This is a genomic window from Micromonospora sp. ATLC20 (genome assembly GCF_057196585.1).
Genome location: NZ_JBXUOV010000141.1, coordinates 1 through 14,887, shown reverse-complemented (window position 1 = coordinate 14,887; position 14,887 = coordinate 1). Strand labels below are relative to the sequence as shown.

General features: G+C 70.5%; 15 protein-coding genes and 3 pseudogenes. 10 read left to right on the top strand and 8 right to left on the bottom strand.

Annotated elements, in window-relative coordinates; translation table 11 throughout:
• Window positions 1–90, bottom strand: a pseudogene (locus AC2CHG_RS23615) (ABC transporter ATP-binding protein); the annotation flags it as partial.
• Between the two features lie 109 nt (window positions 91–199).
• Here AC2CHG_RS23615 and AC2CHG_RS23610 point away from each other — a divergent pair.
• The 10 genes from AC2CHG_RS23610 to polA all read left to right on the top strand — a co-directional run bounded on the left by AC2CHG_RS23610 (window position 200) and on the right by polA (window position 11,100).
• A complete protein-coding gene (locus AC2CHG_RS23610; RefSeq protein WP_484525599.1) occupies window positions 200–445 on the top strand; it encodes a hypothetical protein in 246 nt (81 codons plus the stop codon).
• Between the two features lie 257 nt (window positions 446–702).
• Complete coding sequence (locus tag AC2CHG_RS23605) at window positions 703–1,863, top strand: branched-chain amino acid ABC transporter substrate-binding protein (protein WP_104114971.1); 1,161 nt, start codon at window positions 703–705, stop codon at window positions 1,861–1,863.
• Window positions 1,864–1,968: 105 nt separating this feature from the next.
• Window positions 1,969–2,919 (top strand): branched-chain amino acid ABC transporter permease, encoded by a 951-nt coding sequence (locus AC2CHG_RS23600; protein ID WP_091420555.1) that lies wholly within the window; start codon window positions 1,969–1,971, stop codon window positions 2,917–2,919.
• Window positions 2,916–4,055 (top strand): branched-chain amino acid ABC transporter permease, encoded by a 1,140-nt coding sequence (locus AC2CHG_RS23595; RefSeq protein WP_135241218.1) that lies wholly within the window; start codon window positions 2,916–2,918, stop codon window positions 4,053–4,055. The genes AC2CHG_RS23600 and AC2CHG_RS23595 overlap by 4 nt, the downstream gene beginning before the upstream one ends.
• Window positions 4,048–4,893 carry an ABC transporter ATP-binding protein gene (locus AC2CHG_RS23590; protein ID WP_047893879.1) on the top strand — a complete coding sequence of 282 codons (846 nt, stop codon included), beginning with the start codon at window positions 4,048–4,050 and terminating at the stop codon, window positions 4,891–4,893. The genes AC2CHG_RS23595 and AC2CHG_RS23590 overlap by 8 nt, the downstream gene beginning before the upstream one ends.
• Window positions 4,883–5,593 (top strand): ABC transporter ATP-binding protein, encoded by a 711-nt coding sequence (locus tag AC2CHG_RS23585; RefSeq protein ID WP_262014660.1) that lies wholly within the window; start codon window positions 4,883–4,885, stop codon window positions 5,591–5,593. Before AC2CHG_RS23590 ends, AC2CHG_RS23585 begins: the two co-directional genes overlap by 11 nt.
• A gap of 32 nt (window positions 5,594–5,625) precedes the next feature.
• Entirely contained in the window at window positions 5,626–6,531 is a 906-nt protein-coding gene (locus AC2CHG_RS23580) for an ABC transporter substrate-binding protein (protein WP_484525598.1), read from the top strand.
• A gap of 4 nt (window positions 6,532–6,535) precedes the next feature.
• Window positions 6,536–7,522: an amino acid ABC transporter permease gene (locus tag AC2CHG_RS23575; RefSeq protein ID WP_484525597.1), complete on the top strand. Its 987-nt coding sequence runs from the start codon at window positions 6,536–6,538 to the stop codon at window positions 7,520–7,522.
• Window positions 7,519–8,328, top strand: a complete 810-nt coding sequence (locus tag AC2CHG_RS23570) for an amino acid ABC transporter ATP-binding protein (protein WP_463840166.1) — start codon at window positions 7,519–7,521, stop codon at window positions 8,326–8,328. The genes AC2CHG_RS23575 and AC2CHG_RS23570 overlap by 4 nt, the downstream gene beginning before the upstream one ends.
• A 72-nt stretch (window positions 8,329–8,400) precedes the next feature.
• Window positions 8,401–11,100 carry a DNA polymerase I gene (gene polA, locus AC2CHG_RS23565; protein WP_262014662.1) on the top strand — a complete coding sequence of 900 codons (2,700 nt, stop codon included), beginning with the start codon at window positions 8,401–8,403 and terminating at the stop codon, window positions 11,098–11,100.
• Window positions 11,101–11,282: 182 nt separating this feature from the next.
• Here polA and AC2CHG_RS23560 read toward each other — a convergent pair.
• From AC2CHG_RS23560 to AC2CHG_RS23530, 7 genes and pseudogenes are all read right to left on the bottom strand, one after another.
• Window positions 11,283–11,342, bottom strand: a pseudogene (locus AC2CHG_RS23560) (MerR family DNA-binding transcriptional regulator); the annotation flags it as partial.
• A 31-nt stretch (window positions 11,343–11,373) separates the two neighbouring features.
• Complete coding sequence (locus AC2CHG_RS23555; RefSeq protein WP_484525596.1) at window positions 11,374–12,123, bottom strand: SDR family NAD(P)-dependent oxidoreductase; 750 nt, start codon at window positions 12,121–12,123, stop codon at window positions 11,374–11,376.
• Window positions 12,124–12,163: 40 nt separating this feature from the next.
• Window positions 12,164–13,030, bottom strand: a complete 867-nt coding sequence (locus tag AC2CHG_RS23550; RefSeq protein WP_484525595.1) for a CPBP family intramembrane glutamic endopeptidase — start codon at window positions 13,028–13,030, stop codon at window positions 12,164–12,166.
• A 44-nt stretch (window positions 13,031–13,074) separates the two neighbouring features.
• Window positions 13,075–13,419 (bottom strand): annotated as a pseudogene (locus tag AC2CHG_RS23545) (DUF3140 domain-containing protein); the annotation flags it as partial.
• Complete coding sequence (locus tag AC2CHG_RS23540) at window positions 13,406–13,624, bottom strand: hypervirulence associated TUDOR domain-containing protein (RefSeq protein ID WP_262014665.1); 219 nt, start codon at window positions 13,622–13,624, stop codon at window positions 13,406–13,408. The pseudogene AC2CHG_RS23545 and the gene AC2CHG_RS23540, both read right to left, overlap by 14 nt.
• A gap of 41 nt (window positions 13,625–13,665) precedes the next feature.
• Window positions 13,666–14,193, bottom strand: coding sequence for a Uma2 family endonuclease (locus AC2CHG_RS23535; protein ID WP_262014666.1), 528 nt, complete (start codon window positions 14,191–14,193; stop codon window positions 13,666–13,668).
• 130 nt (window positions 14,194–14,323) lie between these two features.
• The coding region (locus AC2CHG_RS23530) for a class I SAM-dependent methyltransferase (protein ID WP_484525594.1) at window positions 14,324–14,887 on the bottom strand (564 nt) is incomplete at its 5' end.

The following is a 14,887-nucleotide window of genomic DNA, read 5'->3' as shown; positions in this document are numbered from 1 at the left end:
CAGGTACGCGTCCTCCAGGCTGGCCCGGCGCACCTCCAGCTCGCGTATCCGGTCGCCGTGCTCACGGAGCAGGTCGCGCAGGAACGCGGTGTGGCGCGGGTGCGACGACTGCGGTTCGCCGTCCGCCGGATCGGCGGGTGCGGCGCAGGGGTGGCGGCGGGTCGGCGGGTTCGGCTCGGCGGGCCCCGGGGTGTCGTCGGTGGACGCGCTCGCGGCGTCCGGTGGGCGGCTCGTCGCGGTGACCGGGGACGGCGCTCAGCGACGGCTCTGGATGTCGCGTGACGGCGGCGGGTCGTGGCTTCCGGTGATCACGCCGGTGCCGGTGCCGGACGGGGGCGACGCGGCGCTGGCGGTGGCGGTCCGCGACGACCGGCTGCTCGTGGTCGCCGATGACGGGAAAACATCCCGTGCCTGGTGGGGGGCGTTGTCAACCGTCGATCGGTAGCGGGTGGGGAGGGTATGGCTCGTTACCGAGGAATAGTCGGCGAAAGCCTTTGCCCGCCTTCGGTTCTTACGCCGATGGGCTTGAATCCGCCACGGCGTGTAACGGTTCGGTCAACCCCGCTTTCCAGGTCTTACGCCACCGCTCACGGTGGGATAACGTCCCGCCCCAGACCGGCGACGACGGTCTTGGTTCGTCCACCCCGCAAGGGCCAATCAGCGGCGGGTGGTTCGGATCATGGACGGAGGAGGGTTCGGGCCTTGAGGCAGAAGCTCGCACGCGTGATCGGCGGGGTCGCCATGCTGGCGCTCGTCGCCGGTGGCACCGCTTGTTCCAGCGGCAGCGACGATGAGGGTTCCGGGGGCAGCGCCTGCGGGAGCAAGATCGCTTTCTTCGGCGCGCTGACCGGTAGCTCGGCCGCGCTGGGCATCAACGAGAAGAACGGCGTCAAGCTGGCCGTCGACAAGTACAACAAGGAGAACCCGGACTGCAAGGTCGAGCTCGCCGAGCTCGACTCGCAGGGCAGCCCGGACCAGGCGCCGGGTCTGGCCCAGAAGGCGATCGACGACACCAAGATCCTGGGCGTCGTGGGTCCGGCCTACTCGGGCGAGTCCGAGGCCGCCGGCCCGCTGTTCAACGAGGCCGGCCTGGTCACCATCACCCCCTCCGCGACCCGTCCCAGCCTCGCCGAGCAGGGCTGGAAGACCTTCTTCCGCGCGGTCGGCAACGACCTGAGCCAGGGCCCCGCCGCCGGTAACTACATCAAGAACGTGATGAAGGCCGACCGGGTCTACGTCATCGACGACCAGTCCGCGTACGGCGCCGGCCTGGCCGACGAGGTCAAGAAGGTCCTCGGCGCCTCGGTCGTGGGCAGCGACAAGGTCCAGGGCGAGGGCAAGCAGACCGAGTTCTCCGGTGTGGTCACCAAGGTCAAGGCCGCCAACGTCAAGGCGGTCTTCTACGGCGGCTACTACCAGGAGGCCGGCCTGATCCGCAAGCAGCTCACCGCTGCCGGGGTCACCGCTCCGCTGGTCGCCGGTGACGGCGTGAACGACGGCGCGTACATCACCTCCGCCGGTGCGGCTGCCGCCGAGGGCACCATCCTCACCTGCCCCTGCGCTCCGTCCACCGAGGCCCGCGGCACCTTCGCCGCCGACTTCAAGGCGCTCAACGGCACCGACCCGGGCACCTACAGCGACACCGCCTACGACGCGGCGAACATCCTGCTGGCGGGCATCAAGGCCGGCAAGAGCAGCCGCGCCGACCTGCTGGAGTTCGTGAAGGGCTACAGCGGCGAGGGCGTTGCCGCCAGCTACAAGTTCGTCGAGGGCGGCGAGCTCGACCCGGCGCAGGTCAAGGTCTGGGCTTTCAAGGTGCAGGGCGGCAAGGTCGTCCCGGACCAGGAGATCCCCAAGTCCTGATCGTTCGATCGCTGGACTGGCGATTGAGTAGTGATCGCGGGTGCGGCCGGGAGCTGGCTCCCGGCCGCACCCTCTTTTTCTCTTGAGCGACGGAGCGTCCCTCCCTTGGACTTCGACGGATTGTTCTCCAACTTCGGGGAACTCACCACGACCGGCTTGACGCAGGGCGCCATCTACGCCCTGGTCGCGCTCGGCTACACGCTCGTGTACGGCGTGCTCAGGCTCATCAACTTCGCCCACTCCGAGGTCTTCATCGCCGGCGCGTTCGCCGCGATCTGGACCTGGAACGGCTTCGGACTCGACCAGAACTCGCAGGTCAGCGGCATCGGCTCGATCCTGTTCTACCTGCTGGTGGCGATGATCGTGGCAGCGATCGCCTCGGCGGGCACCGCGACGGTGATCGAACGGGTGGCGTACCGGCCGCTGCGCAAGCGCAACGCGCCGCCGCTGGCGTTCCTCATCACCGCCATCGGTGCCTCGATCGCCATCTCCGAGGCGTTCGGCGTCTACACCCGGCGGCGGCCGGAGGGTGCGCCGATCCTGGTCAGCTCGGAGCCGCTGTTCCACATCGCCGGGGTGCCGATCGACGCGGTGCAGCTGCTCACTATCGGTTCCGCGCTGGTGATGATGTTCGCGCTGGACCAGTTCATCAACCGCAGCCGTACCGGCCGCGGCATCCGGGCGGTGGCCCAGGACGCCAACACGGCGGCCCTGATGGGCGTCAACAAGGACCGCATCATCCTGATGGTCTTCATCGCCGGTGGCACCATGGCCGGCGTCGCGGGCCTGCTCTACGACGTGCGGATCCAGACGCTCACCTACAGCGTCGGCTTCCTGCTGGGCCTCAAGGCGTTCACCGCGGCGGTGCTCGGCGGTATCGGCAACCTGCGCGGCGCGCTCGTCGGCGGGTTGCTGCTCGGCGTCGTGGAGAACTACGCCGCGGGCCTGTTCGGCAGTCAGTGGAAGGACTTCGCCGCGTTCGCGGTGCTCGTCGTCCTGCTGATGTTCCGGCCGACCGGTCTGCTCGGCGAATCACTGGGGAGGGCACGCGCATGACGACCACCATCGACCCGCCGGAGCGGCGGGAGACGGCGGCGGACAAGCTGCGGCAGGGCCGGCACGCGATCTCGGAGCGCTGGCACCACGCGCCGCGCTGGGTGCGCTGGGTGCTGCTGGTCGCGGTCATCGCGTTCTTCTACGCGCTGCCGAACAAGGAGTTCTACCAGTACCTCGGGCCGATCCCGACCCCGGGAGCGAACTTCACCCAGGTGATGTTCACCGTCTCGATCTACGTGCTGCTGGCGGTCGGGCTCAACATCGTGGTCGGCTTCGCCGGCCTGCTCGACCTGGGCTACTTCGGCTTCTTCGCCGTCGGCGCGTACACGGTAGCGGTGCTGACCTCGCCGAGCAGCGACCTCAAGACGCTGTGGCCGTGGCTGGCGGTGGTGCCGATCGCGATCGGTCTCACCATGGTCTCCGGCGTCATGCTGGGCACGCCGACGCTGCGCCTGCGCGGCGACTACCTGGCGCTGGTGACGCTCGGCTTCGCCGAGATGATCCGGATCGCGGCGGTCAGCTCCGAGTTCCTCAAGGGACAGCGCGGCTTCAACCAGATCCCGCACCCGCCCGGCGAGTACGCCGACGGGCGGCCGTGGTTCGGCGTGCTCGACGCCCGCCCGTACTACTGGCTGGTGCTCACGCTGATCATCCTGGTGGTGATCGGGGTGCGGAACCTGACCCACAGCCGGGTCGGCCGGGCCTGGATCTCGATCCGCGAGGACGAGGACGCCGCCCAGCTCATGGGCGTGCCGACGTTCAAGTTCAAGCTGTGGGCGTTCGCCTCCGGCGCGGCCATCGCCGGCCTGGCCGGTGCGCTGTTCGCCGGTAAGCAGAACTTCGTCAACTCGCAGAACTTCGAGCTGCTCAACTCGATCATCATCCTGGCCGCTGTCATCTTCGGCGGCTCGGGCAACATCGTCGGCGCGATCGTCGGCGGCGGCCTGGTGGCGTACATGATCGAGCGGTTCCGCGGCATCGAGCTGTTCGGCATCGAGCTGTACGAGTACCGGTTCCTCTTCTTCGGCCTGGTGCTCGTGGTGATGATGATCTTCCGGCCGCAGGGCCTGATCCCGAACCGGCGACGAGCGGCGGAGTTCAAGGACCGTCGCAAGGAGGTGATCGTCGGTGAGTGACACCGAGCAGACCCCGGCCGTTCCGGCCCAGGCGGCGGCCCCCGCCGTCGAGACGGTCGACAAGCGGGAACCGTTGCTGGAGGTCGACCACGTCACGCTGCGCTTCGGCGGTGTGGTGGCCCTCAACGACGTGGACTTCACCCTCTACAAGGGTGAGATCCTCGGCCTGATCGGCCCGAACGGCGCCGGCAAGACCACCTGCTTCAACGCGATGACCGGCATCTACCAGCCCACCGAGGGGCAGATCCGGTTCCTGGGCCAGAAGATCAGTGGCAAGAAGCGCCACCAGATCACCCGGATGGGCATGGCCCGTACCTTCCAGAACATCCGTCTCTTCCCGGAGATGACCGCGCTGGAGAACGTCCAGGTCGGCGCGGACGCGCACCACAAGACCAGCGTGATCTCCGCCCTGCTGCGCCTGCCGCGGCACTGGAAGGAGGAGCGCGAGGGCCGGGAGAAGGCCGAGCGCCTGCTGGAGTTCGTCGGCATCAGCAACCGGATGCACGAGTTCGCCCGCAACCTGTCCTACGGCGAGCAGCGGCGGCTGGAGATCGCCCGCGCGCTGGCCACCGACCCGAAGCTGCTCTGCCTGGACGAGCCGGCCGCCGGCTTCAACCCGGCGGAGAAGGAGGAGCTGCTCCAGCTCATCCGGCAGATCCGGGACCAGGGCGTGACGGTGCTGCTGATCGAGCACGACATGCGCCTGGTGATGGGCGTGACCGACCGGATCGTGGTCCTGGAGTTCGGAAAGAAGATCGCCGAAGGGCTGCCCGCCGAGGTGCGGGACAACCCGAAGGTGGTCGCGGCGTACCTGGGGGTGCCGGACGATGCTGCTTGAGATCGAGGACGTGAGCCTGCTCTACGGGCGGATCCAGGCGCTGCACGGCATCAGCCTGACCGTGGACGAGGGGGAGATCGTCGCGCTGATCGGCGCGAACGGCGCCGGCAAGTCCACCACCATGCGGGCGATCTCCGGCATCCGGCCGGTCGCCTCCGGCACGATCAAGTTCGCCGGTGAGGACATCACCAAGCTCCGGGCCGACCTGCGGGTGCGGCGCGGCCTGTGCCAGGCGCCCGAGGGCCGGGGCATCTTCCCCGGCATGTCGGTGCTGGAGAACCTGGACATGGGCGCGTACACCCGGCGCGACAAGGCCGGTATCGCGCAGGACCTGGCCCGGGTGCTGGACCTGTTCCCGCGGCTGGCCGAGCGGCGCAAGCAGGCCGGCGGCACGCTCTCCGGCGGCGAGCAGCAGATGCTCGCGGTCGGCCGGGCGCTGATGAGCCGGCCGAAGCTGCTGCTGCTCGACGAGCCGTCGATGGGTCTCGCGCCGATGCTGATCCAGCAGATCTTCACGATCATCACGGAGATCAACCAGCAGGGCACCACGATCCTGCTGGTGGAGCAGAACGCCCAGCAGGCGCTGGCGCGCGCCCACCGGGCGTACGTGCTGGAGACCGGCCGGATCGTCAAGAGCGGTACCGGCGCGGACCTGCTGCACGACCCCTCGGTCAAAGAGGCCTACCTCGGCGTGGCCTGACCGGCCGACCCCTCGCAATAAGGAGTACAGCCATGTTCCACCCCAACCCCGGACGGCGGGCGGCGCTCGGCGTCGCCGGTGCGGCCGTCCTGCTGCTCTCCCTCGCCGCGTGCGGCGAGGAGGAGAGCACCGAGCAGCCCGGCGGCGGCCCCAGCGTCTCGTCGTCGGTCGACGCCGCGCTGGCCGCGAAGGTTCCGGACGCGATCAAGTCGGACGGCAAGATCGTGGTGGGCACCGACTCCACCTACGCCCCGGCGGAGTTCCTGGACACCGACGGCAAGACCGTGATCGGCTTCGACGTCGAACTGTTCACCGCGGTGGCGGCCAAGCTGGGCCTCAAGGCGGAGTTCGTCTCGGCGCCGTTCGGCGACATCATCAACGGCGTCAACTCGGGCAAGTACGAGGCCGGCGTCTCGTCGTTCACCATCAACGACGACCGCAAGGCCCAGGCCAACATGGTCAGCTACTTCCAGGTCGGCACCCAGTGGGTGACCAAGAAGGGCAACCCGGCCGGGATCGCGCTGGACAACGCCTGCGGCAAGAAGATCGCGGTGCAGAAGGACACGGTCCAGGTCGAGGACATCCAGAAGCGGTCCAAGGCGTGCACCGACGCCGGCAAGCCGGCGATCACCATCGACCAGTTCCCGGGCCAGGACGCCGCCACCGCCGCCGTCGTGTCCGGCAAGGACGACGCGATGCTGGCCGACTACCCGGTCGGCGTGTACGCGGTGACGAAGTCCAACGACGCCCTGGAGCTGCTGGACAAGCAGTACGAGGCGGCGCCGTACGGCTACGTGCTGGCCAAGGAGCAGACGCAGCTGGCCGAGGCGGTGCGTGACGCCACCAAGGCCGTGATCGCCGACGGCTCCTACAAGCAGGTGCTGGACAAGTGGAAGGTGGGAGACGGCGCGATCACGGACCCCGCGATCAACCCGTGACGACATGACCACCGAGGAAGCGACAACCGCGCGGGCACGGCCGGAACCGATCAAGGCCGTGCCCGTGCGGCACCCCGGACGATGGGTCGCGGTGGCGGTGCTCTCCGTCCTCGCGGCGATGTTCGTCCACCTGCTGGTGACCAATGAGGCCTTCAACTGGTCCTTCATGGTCGACAAGATGTTCCGGCCGCCGATCATCGAGGGCCTGCTGCGCGGCACCGTCCTGATGACCGTCAGCGCGATGCTGATCGGCGTCACGCTCGGCGTGGTGATCGCCGTGATGCGGCTGTCGGACAACCCGATCCTGCGCGGCGTGGCCTGGCTCTACACCTGGTTCTTCCGGGCCGTGCCCCGGCTGGTGCTGCTGGCCGTTTTCGGCAACATCGGCATCCTGTGGAGCCGGGTCGAGTTCGGGGTGCCGTTCGACACCCAGATCGGTCAGCTGTTCGGCATCGACAACCTGCAACTGCGGCTGTTCGGGTTCTCCTCCCGCGACATCCTCACCGGGTTCATGGCCGGTCTGCTCGGCCTCGCGCTCTCCGAGGCCGCGTACATGGCGGAGATCGTCCGGGCCGGCATCCAGTCGGTCGACCCCGGCCAGACCGAGGCCGCCCAGGCACTCGGCCTGAGCCGTGCCCAGTTGCTGCGCCGGGTGGTGCTGCCGCAGGCGATGCGGGTGATCATCCCGCCGACCGGCAACGAGACGATCGCCATGCTCAAGGACACGTCCCTGCTGCTCTACGTGCCGGTGAGCGTGGAGCTGTTCTTCCAGCTCGACGCCGTCGGCAAACGGACGTTCCAGATCTTCCCGATGTACGTCGCGGCCTGCCTCTGGTACCTGTTCCTGACCAGCATCCTGCTGGTCGGCCAGTACTACCTGGAACGCCACTTCGGCAAGGGCTACGGCGTGACCGGCCGGGCCCGGCTGAGGTTGCGGACGCTGGCCGCCGAAACCGGTGGCGGCGGTAACGCGGGGACGGGGGCACCATGAGCGAGCTGATCGTGCCCGCGCAGGCCACCGCGCCGGCTGCCGAGTCCGGGCTGATGGTGCGGGCCGAGCAGGTGCACAAGTCGTTCGGGCCGCTGGAGGTGCTCAAGGGCATCGACCTGGAGGTCCGCTCCGGCGAGGTGTGCTGTCTGCTCGGGCCCTCCGGCTCCGGCAAGTCGACGTTCCTGCGCTGCATCAACCACCTGGAGAAGATCGACGCCGGCCGGATCTGGGTCGACGGTGACCTGATCGGCTACCGGGAGCGCGGCGGCAAGCTGTACGAGATGCGCGACAAGGACGTCGCCGCGCAGCGCCGCGCCATCGGCATGGTGTTCCAGCGGTTCAACCTGTTCCCGCACATGACGGTGCTGCAGAACGTCATGGAGGCGCCGGTGCTGCTGCGCCAGGCGAAGAAGGCGCAGGCCCGGGAGCACGCCGCGCAACTGCTGGACCGGGTGGGACTGGGCGACAAGCTCGGCGCGTACCCCGGTCAGCTCTCCGGCGGCCAGCAGCAGCGGGTGGCGATCGCCCGGGCGCTGGCCATGCGGCCGAAGCTGATGCTGTTCGACGAGCCGACCAGCGCGCTCGACCCGGAGCTGGTGGGCGAGGTGCTGGACACGATGAAGGACCTGGCCCGCGACGGTATGACGATGATCGTGGTGACCCACGAGATCGGCTTCGCCCGCGAGGTCGGCGACCACCTCGTGTTCATGGACGGCGGCGTCGTGGTCGAGCAGGGCGACCCGCGCGAGGTGATCTCGGCGCCGCAGCACGAGCGGACCAAGGCGTTCCTGGCCAAGGTTCTCTGACCTCGGCCTCCGGTGCGGCGCGCGCCGCACCGGAGGCCGGAGTTGTCGGGCGTACGGACTAGAGTCGCAGCCGTGACAGCTACGACGCCGCGCCTGCTCCTCGTCGACGGACATTCCCTGGCATACCGGGCGTTCTTCGCCCTGCCTGTGGAGAACTTCTCCACCACCACGGGGCAGCCGACGAATGCCGTCTACGGCTTCACCTCGATGCTGATCAACGTGCTGCGCGACGAGCAGCCGACGCACATCGTCGTGGCGTTCGACGTGTCCCGCCGCTCCTTCCGTACCGAGAAGTACTCCGAGTACAAGGCCGGCCGCAGCGAGACCCCCACCGACTTCAAGGGTCAGGTCAGCCTGGTCAAGGAGGTCCTCGCCGCGCTGCGCGTGCCGGTGGTCGAGAAGGAGGGCTACGAGGCCGACGACGTCATCGCCACGCTCGCCTGGCAGGCCCGCGACCAGGGCATGGACGTGCTGATCACCACCGGCGACCGGGACGCGTTCCAGCTCGTCGGCGAGCGGGTGACGGTGCTCTACCCGCGCAAGGGCGTCTCCGACCTGGCCCGGATGGACCCGGCCGCGGTCGAGGCGAAGTACGGCGTCACCCCTGATCGCTACCGCGACCTGGCCGCGCTGGTCGGCGAGACCAGCGACAACCTGCCGGGCGTGCCCGGCGTCGGCCCGAAGACCGCGGCCAAGTGGATCAATCTGTACGGCGGCGTCGAGGGCGTGGTGGCCCGCGCCGACGAGATCAAGGGCAAGGCCGGCGACAGCCTGCGCGAGCGGCTCGCCGACGTGATCCGCAACTACGAGATCAACTGCCTGGTCTCCGACCTGGAGCTGCCGGTCCGCCCCGAGGACGCCCGCTGGCAGGGCTGGGACCGCGAAGCGGTGCACCAGGTCTTCGACACGCTCCAGTTCCGCATCCTGCGTGACCGGCTCTACCAATACCTGGAGGCGGTCGAGCCGGAGGCCGAGGCGGGCTTCGATCTGGCCGGCGAGGTGCTCACCGAGCCGGGCGCGCTCGCGGGCTGGCTCGACACGCACGCCCCGGCGGGCGCACCGGTCGGCCTGGCGGTGACGCTCGACACCGGCCCCAACCGCCGGCACACCGCCACGGTGACCGCGATGGCGCTGGCCACCGCCGCCGGGGCGGGCGCCTGGTTCGACCCGAGCCGGCTGGAGGCCGGCGACGAGGCCGCGCTGGCCGGGTGGCTGGCCGACGCGGAGCGCCCGAAGGTGCTGCACGACAGCAAGCCGGTGGTGCTGGCGTTCGCCGCGCACGGCTGGGAGCTGCACGGCATCGCCCGCGACACCCAGATCGCCGCCTACCTGGCCCGCCCCGACCAGCGTTCGTACGACCTGACCGACCTGGCGCTGCGCTACCTGCACCGGGAGCTGCGCGTCGACGCGCCGGAGACCGGTCAGCTCACCCTGGACGGGCTCGGCGACGAGGGCGTGGCCGAGCAGAACCTCATGCTCCAGGCCCGCGCCACGCTCGACCTGGCCGACGCGATCGACGCCGAGCTGTCCCGCGACGGCGAGCAGTCGGCCCGGCTGATGGCCGGCGTGGAGCTGCCGCTGATGCGGGTGCTCGCCACCATGGAGCGCACCGGCATCGCCGCCGACACCGACTACCTCTCCGAGCTGGAGGCGCACTTCGCCGCCGAGGTGAAGGCCGCCGCCCAGGGCGCCTACGAAGTGGTCGGCCGCGAGTTCAACCTCGGGTCGCCGAAGCAGTTGCAGGAGATCCTCTTCACCGAGCTGGGTCTGCCCAAGACCAAGCGGATCAAGACCGGCTACACCACAGACGCCGACGCGCTGCAGTGGCTGTTCGCGCAGACCGAGCATCCGCTGCTGCACCACCTGCTGCGCCACCGCGACGTGGCGAAGCTCAAGTCGACAGTCGACGGGCTGCTCAAGTCGGTCTCCGACGACGGCCGGATCCACACCACGTTCAACCAGACGGTGGCGGCGACCGGGCGGCTGTCCTCCACCGAGCCGAACCTGCAGAACATCCCGATCCGCACCGAGGAGGGGCGGCGGATCCGCCGCGCGTTCGTCGTCGGTGAGGGCTACGAGTGTCTGCTCACCGCCGACTACAGCCAGATCGAGATGCGGATCATGGCGCACCTGTCGTCGGACGACGCGCTGATCGAGGCGTTCAACTCCGGGCACGACTTCCACGCCGCCACCGCGTCCTCGGTCTTCACCGTCGAGGTCGGCGACGTGACCGCCGACCAGCGCCGCAAGATCAAGGCGATGAACTACGGCCTGGCGTACGGGCTCAGCGCGTTCGGCCTGTCCCAGCAGCTCGGCATCTCCGCCGAGGAGGCGCGCGGGCTGATGGAGAACTACTTCGCCGGGTTCGGCGGGGTGCGTGACTACCTCCAGGAGGTGGTGGCCCGCGCCCGCCAGGACGGCTACACCTCCACCATCCTGGGCCGCCGCCGCTACCTGCCCGACCTGGTAAGCGACAACCGGCAGCGCCGGGAGATGGCCGAGCGGATGGCGCTGAACGCCCCGATCCAGGGTTCGGCGGCCGACATCATCAAGGTCGCGATGCTGCACGTCGACAGCGCGCTGCGCGACGCCGGGCTGCGGTCCCGGATGCTGCTGCAGGTGCACGACGAGCTGGTCTTCGAGGTCGCCCCGGGCGAGCGGGAGGCGCTGGAGGCGTTGGTGCGCAAGCAGATGGGCGAGGCGTACCCGCTGTCGGTGCCGCTGGAGGTGTCGGTGGGCGAGGGCCGCGACTGGAACAGCGCCGACCACTGACCTCCCCGCCCCACCCCGTCCGGCCCGCCGGCCTGTGGGTGATCAAGGAGTTTGTGTCCTCCCGGGGCCCGAATCGGGACACGAACTCCTTGATCACTGAAGGGAAGCGGGTGAGGGCGCGGGCGCGGCCGGAGTGGCCGCGGCCTGGAGGGCGGCGGCCAGGCGGTCGCGGCCGAGGCGATGAGCCCGTGTTCCTCGTAGTGCCGCAGGGCACGCGGTGTGCAGCCCGTCGCCTTCGCCACCGCGCCGATCCGCACCGCCGCCACCGCCCTCTCACGCGACCACCGCGCCCCCGTCCACCGGCAGCACCACACCGGTGACGAACTCCGCCTCCGGCTCGCACAGCCGCCGGATCGCCCAGGCTACGTCCTCCGGCCGGCCGATCCGGCCCGCCGGGGTGTGTGCGAGCTGCCAGTCCCGTACCGCCGCGCGCCGCTCGGGGGAGAGGCCACTGTGCACCCCGATGGGGGTGTCGATCGCGCCGGGCGCCACCGCCACCACCCGGACGCCGCGCGGCGCGAGTTCCACCGCCCAGCTGCGGGTCAGCGAGTCCAGCGCCGCCTTGCCCGCCGCGTACACCGAACTGCCCGGCCAGGCACGCAGGCCGACCGACGTGGTGACGTTGACGATCACGCCGCGCGTCGCGGCGAGCGCCTCGACGGCGGCGTGCGCCAGCCGGATCGGGGCCAGCAGGTTCGTGTCCAGCTGCCGCCGGGCGGCGTCCTCGTCCAGTTCCGCGAGCGGCCCGCCGCCCGCCACCCCGGCGTTGTTGACCAGGACGTCGAGGCGGCCGTACCGGTCGAGCGTGGTGCGGACGATCCGGTCCGGCCCGTCGGGCGCGGTGACGTCGGCGGTCAGCGGGGTGATGTCCGGCCTGCCGGCGGCGGTCTCCGACAGCGGCGCGGCGCGCCGTCCGACGGCGACGACGGCGTACCCGGAGGTGGCGAGGGAGCGTGCGGTGGCCCGGCCGATGCCGGTGCCCGCGCCGGTGACCACGACGACGCGCGGTGTGCTGTTCTCCATGCCGGCATCGTCCGACCCTGCCACCGGCGGCAGGGTCAAGTCAGAGCCCGGTCAGGGTGGGCATCGCGTTGAGCGCGCCGTGCACCACCAGCAGCGGCCACATCCGGCGGTACCGGGACCACAGGTAGCCGAGGAAGAGGCCGAGCACCCCGAGGTTGACCACCACAGTGGCCAGGTCGACGGCGGGGCGGCCGCTGCCCTGGATGGCCACGTGCCAGACCGCCCACACCAGCGACGCGAGCACGATCGCCGGCCAGCGGCCCAGCAGCGACTCCCACCGGGTCTGCAGCCACCGCCGGTAGAAGACCTCCTCCAGCAGTGCGTTCACCGCGAAGGCCACCAGCAGCGTGACGGCCAGCTCGACCGGCGCGACGGTCCGCCCCCAGTCGCTCGCGGGCGCGGCCAGCGGCGTCGCGTAACTGAGCACCAGCCACACCGCCACCGGCAGCGCCGGACCCCAGCGGTGGGCGGCGTCCGCCGCGGCCGGGCCCGGCTCCCACCGTGGCTGCCGGCGGCGCGCGGCCAGGAACACCACGAGGGGTACGCCGAGCAGCAGCGCGAGCTTCAACAGCGTGTACGCGGGTTCGCCGCCGAGCAGCGGCATCACGGCGGCGAACGCGATCCCGGCCAGCAGCAGCGGCACCGCCTCGCGGTACGGCGCCACCGGGTCCGGCCACCTCGGGTCGGGCGCGGGCGGGATCAGGCGGATCAGTGCGATCCCGGCCAGCGCCGGGATCCAGCGGCTCCACATCGGTACGGTGCCGCCGTGGTCGGTGCTGTACCGGATGCCGGTGTTCCCGGTCGTCACCAGGAGGAGCGCCGCGACGGCGATCAGGCCGAGGCCCGCCAGGAGGACCACCCGTCCGGCGCGGGGATGACGGCCTGCGGTCGAGACGTCTGTCGTCATCGCCGGCACGGTACCAACGCGACGCGAACGGACCGGGCGGCTCAGCCCTTGAGCGGGTCGTGCCCCCAGTTCATCAGCGACCAGCGCCACCTGGTGTCCCGCACGTCCCCGGACGGCCGCTGGGCGAGGTGGCGGTGGACGTAACCGATCACCTTGCGCATGTGCTTGTAGTCGGCGGCGGTGAGGTCGGCGCGCTTGCGGCGCAGCAGGTCGACGATACGCCGGCCGGAGTCGTGCCCGACCGACTCGCCGCCCTGGGTGCCCTTCTTGTGCCAGCCGACGTGCTTGGACTCCTCGGTCTCCAGCCAGCGGGTCAGCTCACCGGGTTTCATGTTCACCGCGTCGGTGAACTCCCGGTACGTCTGCTGCGGGTCCTCAGCGCGACTCATGGCGCAGCACCTCCGGGCGGTGGGCGACGTCGCGGCCCGAGTCGTCGTTGGTGATCCGGTACTGCGGCTGCTCCGGAGAGGCGTTCACCGTGTGCCCGCGTACGTGGGTGCGCTCGGTCAGCTTCTCCTTGACGACGCCGTACGCCCGGCCGCTGTGGCTGGCCCAGGAGACGTGGTCGCCGGTGCGGAACTCCTTCTCGGCCATGCCGCGCGGTTACCCGCGGCCGACACCGAGTAACGGTGTGGTCAGGGTCGGATCTCGGCGATCGGCAGCTTGATCGCGAAGGGCTCGGACAGCTCGATCACCTCGCTGCTGTCGTCCACCAGCTCGTACTGCCGCTCGCCGCCCGGACCGATCCGGTCACCGAGGCGGTACGCGTAGAGGTGCACCGGATCCTGCTCGATCCGCCAGTAGAACGGGATCCCGGCGGCGGCGTACTCGCCCGGCTTGGCGAACCGGTCGACCCGCCGGGTGCCGGGGGAGACGATCTCGACGGCCAGGACGACGTCCGCAGGCCGTAGCAGCCAGCAGTCGGACGGCAGTTCGGCGCGGTGGAGCAGGACGTCCGGTCGGCGGCTGGCGTCAACGTCCAGCCCGACGCTCACCGCCTGGGTCGCACGTAGATGCGCAGGCACGCGGGATCGCAGCCACCGGGTAAGCAGGCCGGCGATGTCCTGGTGGTGGAGAGTGGGCAAGGGCGTCACGTGGATGATGCCGTCGACCAGTTCGACGCGGGGTGCGTCGGGCGGCAGCGTCAGCAGATCCTCCACCATGTGGTCGGCACGCTGTTGCCGAAGCGGGTCCGGACGCCATGGAGAGGAGGGTGTCGCGATCGGCTCGGCGCTCACCCGGGCAGTATGGGGGCGCTACCGCCGGCCCGATCGCACCGGACGTGCGACGCGCTCAGCCCGTCGGCTTCTCCGCGACGAAGATCGCGGTGCCGGGGAACAGCCGGCCGCGCAGCGGGCTCCACTGGCCCCAGATCCCCTCGTGCCCGGCCGGCCACTCCGGCTCCACCAGGTCCAGCAGGCGGAACCCGGCGCCGACCAGCTCCCGGATCCGGTCGCCCAGGGTGCGGTGCTGCTCGACGTACGTGGCCACGCCGTGTTCGTCCTGCTCGACGTAGGGGGAGCGGTCGAAGTACGAGTGCACGGCGGTCAGACCGCCCTCGCCCGGGTCGTCCAGGAAGATCCAGCGCATCGGGTGGGTGACCGAGAAGACCCATCGGCCGCCGGGCCGCAGCACCCGGGCCACCTCGCGCATCGCCGCCGCCGAGTCGTCCACGAACGGGATCGCGCCGAACGCGGTGCAGACGGTGTCGAACGCGGCGTCGGCGAACGGCAGGGCGAGCGCGTCGGCCTGCACCAGCGGCACGCGTACCCCGGTGCGCCGGGCGGCCTCGGCGGCGTGCCGCAACATGCCGGCGGACAGGTCCAGCGCGACCGGCCGGGCGCCCTGGGCGGCGAG

Coding starts and splice junctions, on each gene's coding strand:
- AC2CHG_RS23595 (WP_135241218.1), top strand. CDS start 2,916: ATGACGACCACCATCGACCCGCCGGAGCGGCGGGAGACGGCGGCGGAC.
- AC2CHG_RS23585 (WP_262014660.1), top strand. CDS start 4,883: ATGCTGCTTGAGATCGAGGACGTGAGCCTGCTCTACGGGCGGATCCAG.
- AC2CHG_RS23580 (WP_484525598.1), top strand. CDS start 5,626: ATGTTCCACCCCAACCCCGGACGGCGGGCGGCGCTCGGCGTCGCCGGT.
- AC2CHG_RS23575 (WP_484525597.1), top strand. CDS start 6,536: ATGACCACCGAGGAAGCGACAACCGCGCGGGCACGGCCGGAACCGATC.
- AC2CHG_RS23570 (WP_463840166.1), top strand. CDS start 7,519: ATGAGCGAGCTGATCGTGCCCGCGCAGGCCACCGCGCCGGCTGCCGAG.
- AC2CHG_RS23555 (WP_484525596.1), bottom strand. CDS start 12,123: ATGGAGAACAGCACACCGCGCGTCGTCGTGGTCACCGGCGCGGGCACC.
- AC2CHG_RS23550 (WP_484525595.1), bottom strand. CDS start 13,030: ATGACGACAGACGTCTCGACCGCAGGCCGTCATCCCCGCGCCGGACGG.
- AC2CHG_RS23540 (WP_262014665.1), bottom strand. CDS start 13,624: ATGGCCGAGAAGGAGTTCCGCACCGGCGACCACGTCTCCTGGGCCAGC.
- AC2CHG_RS23535 (WP_262014666.1), bottom strand. CDS start 14,193: ATGGTGGAGGATCTGCTGACGCTGCCGCCCGACGCACCCCGCGTCGAA.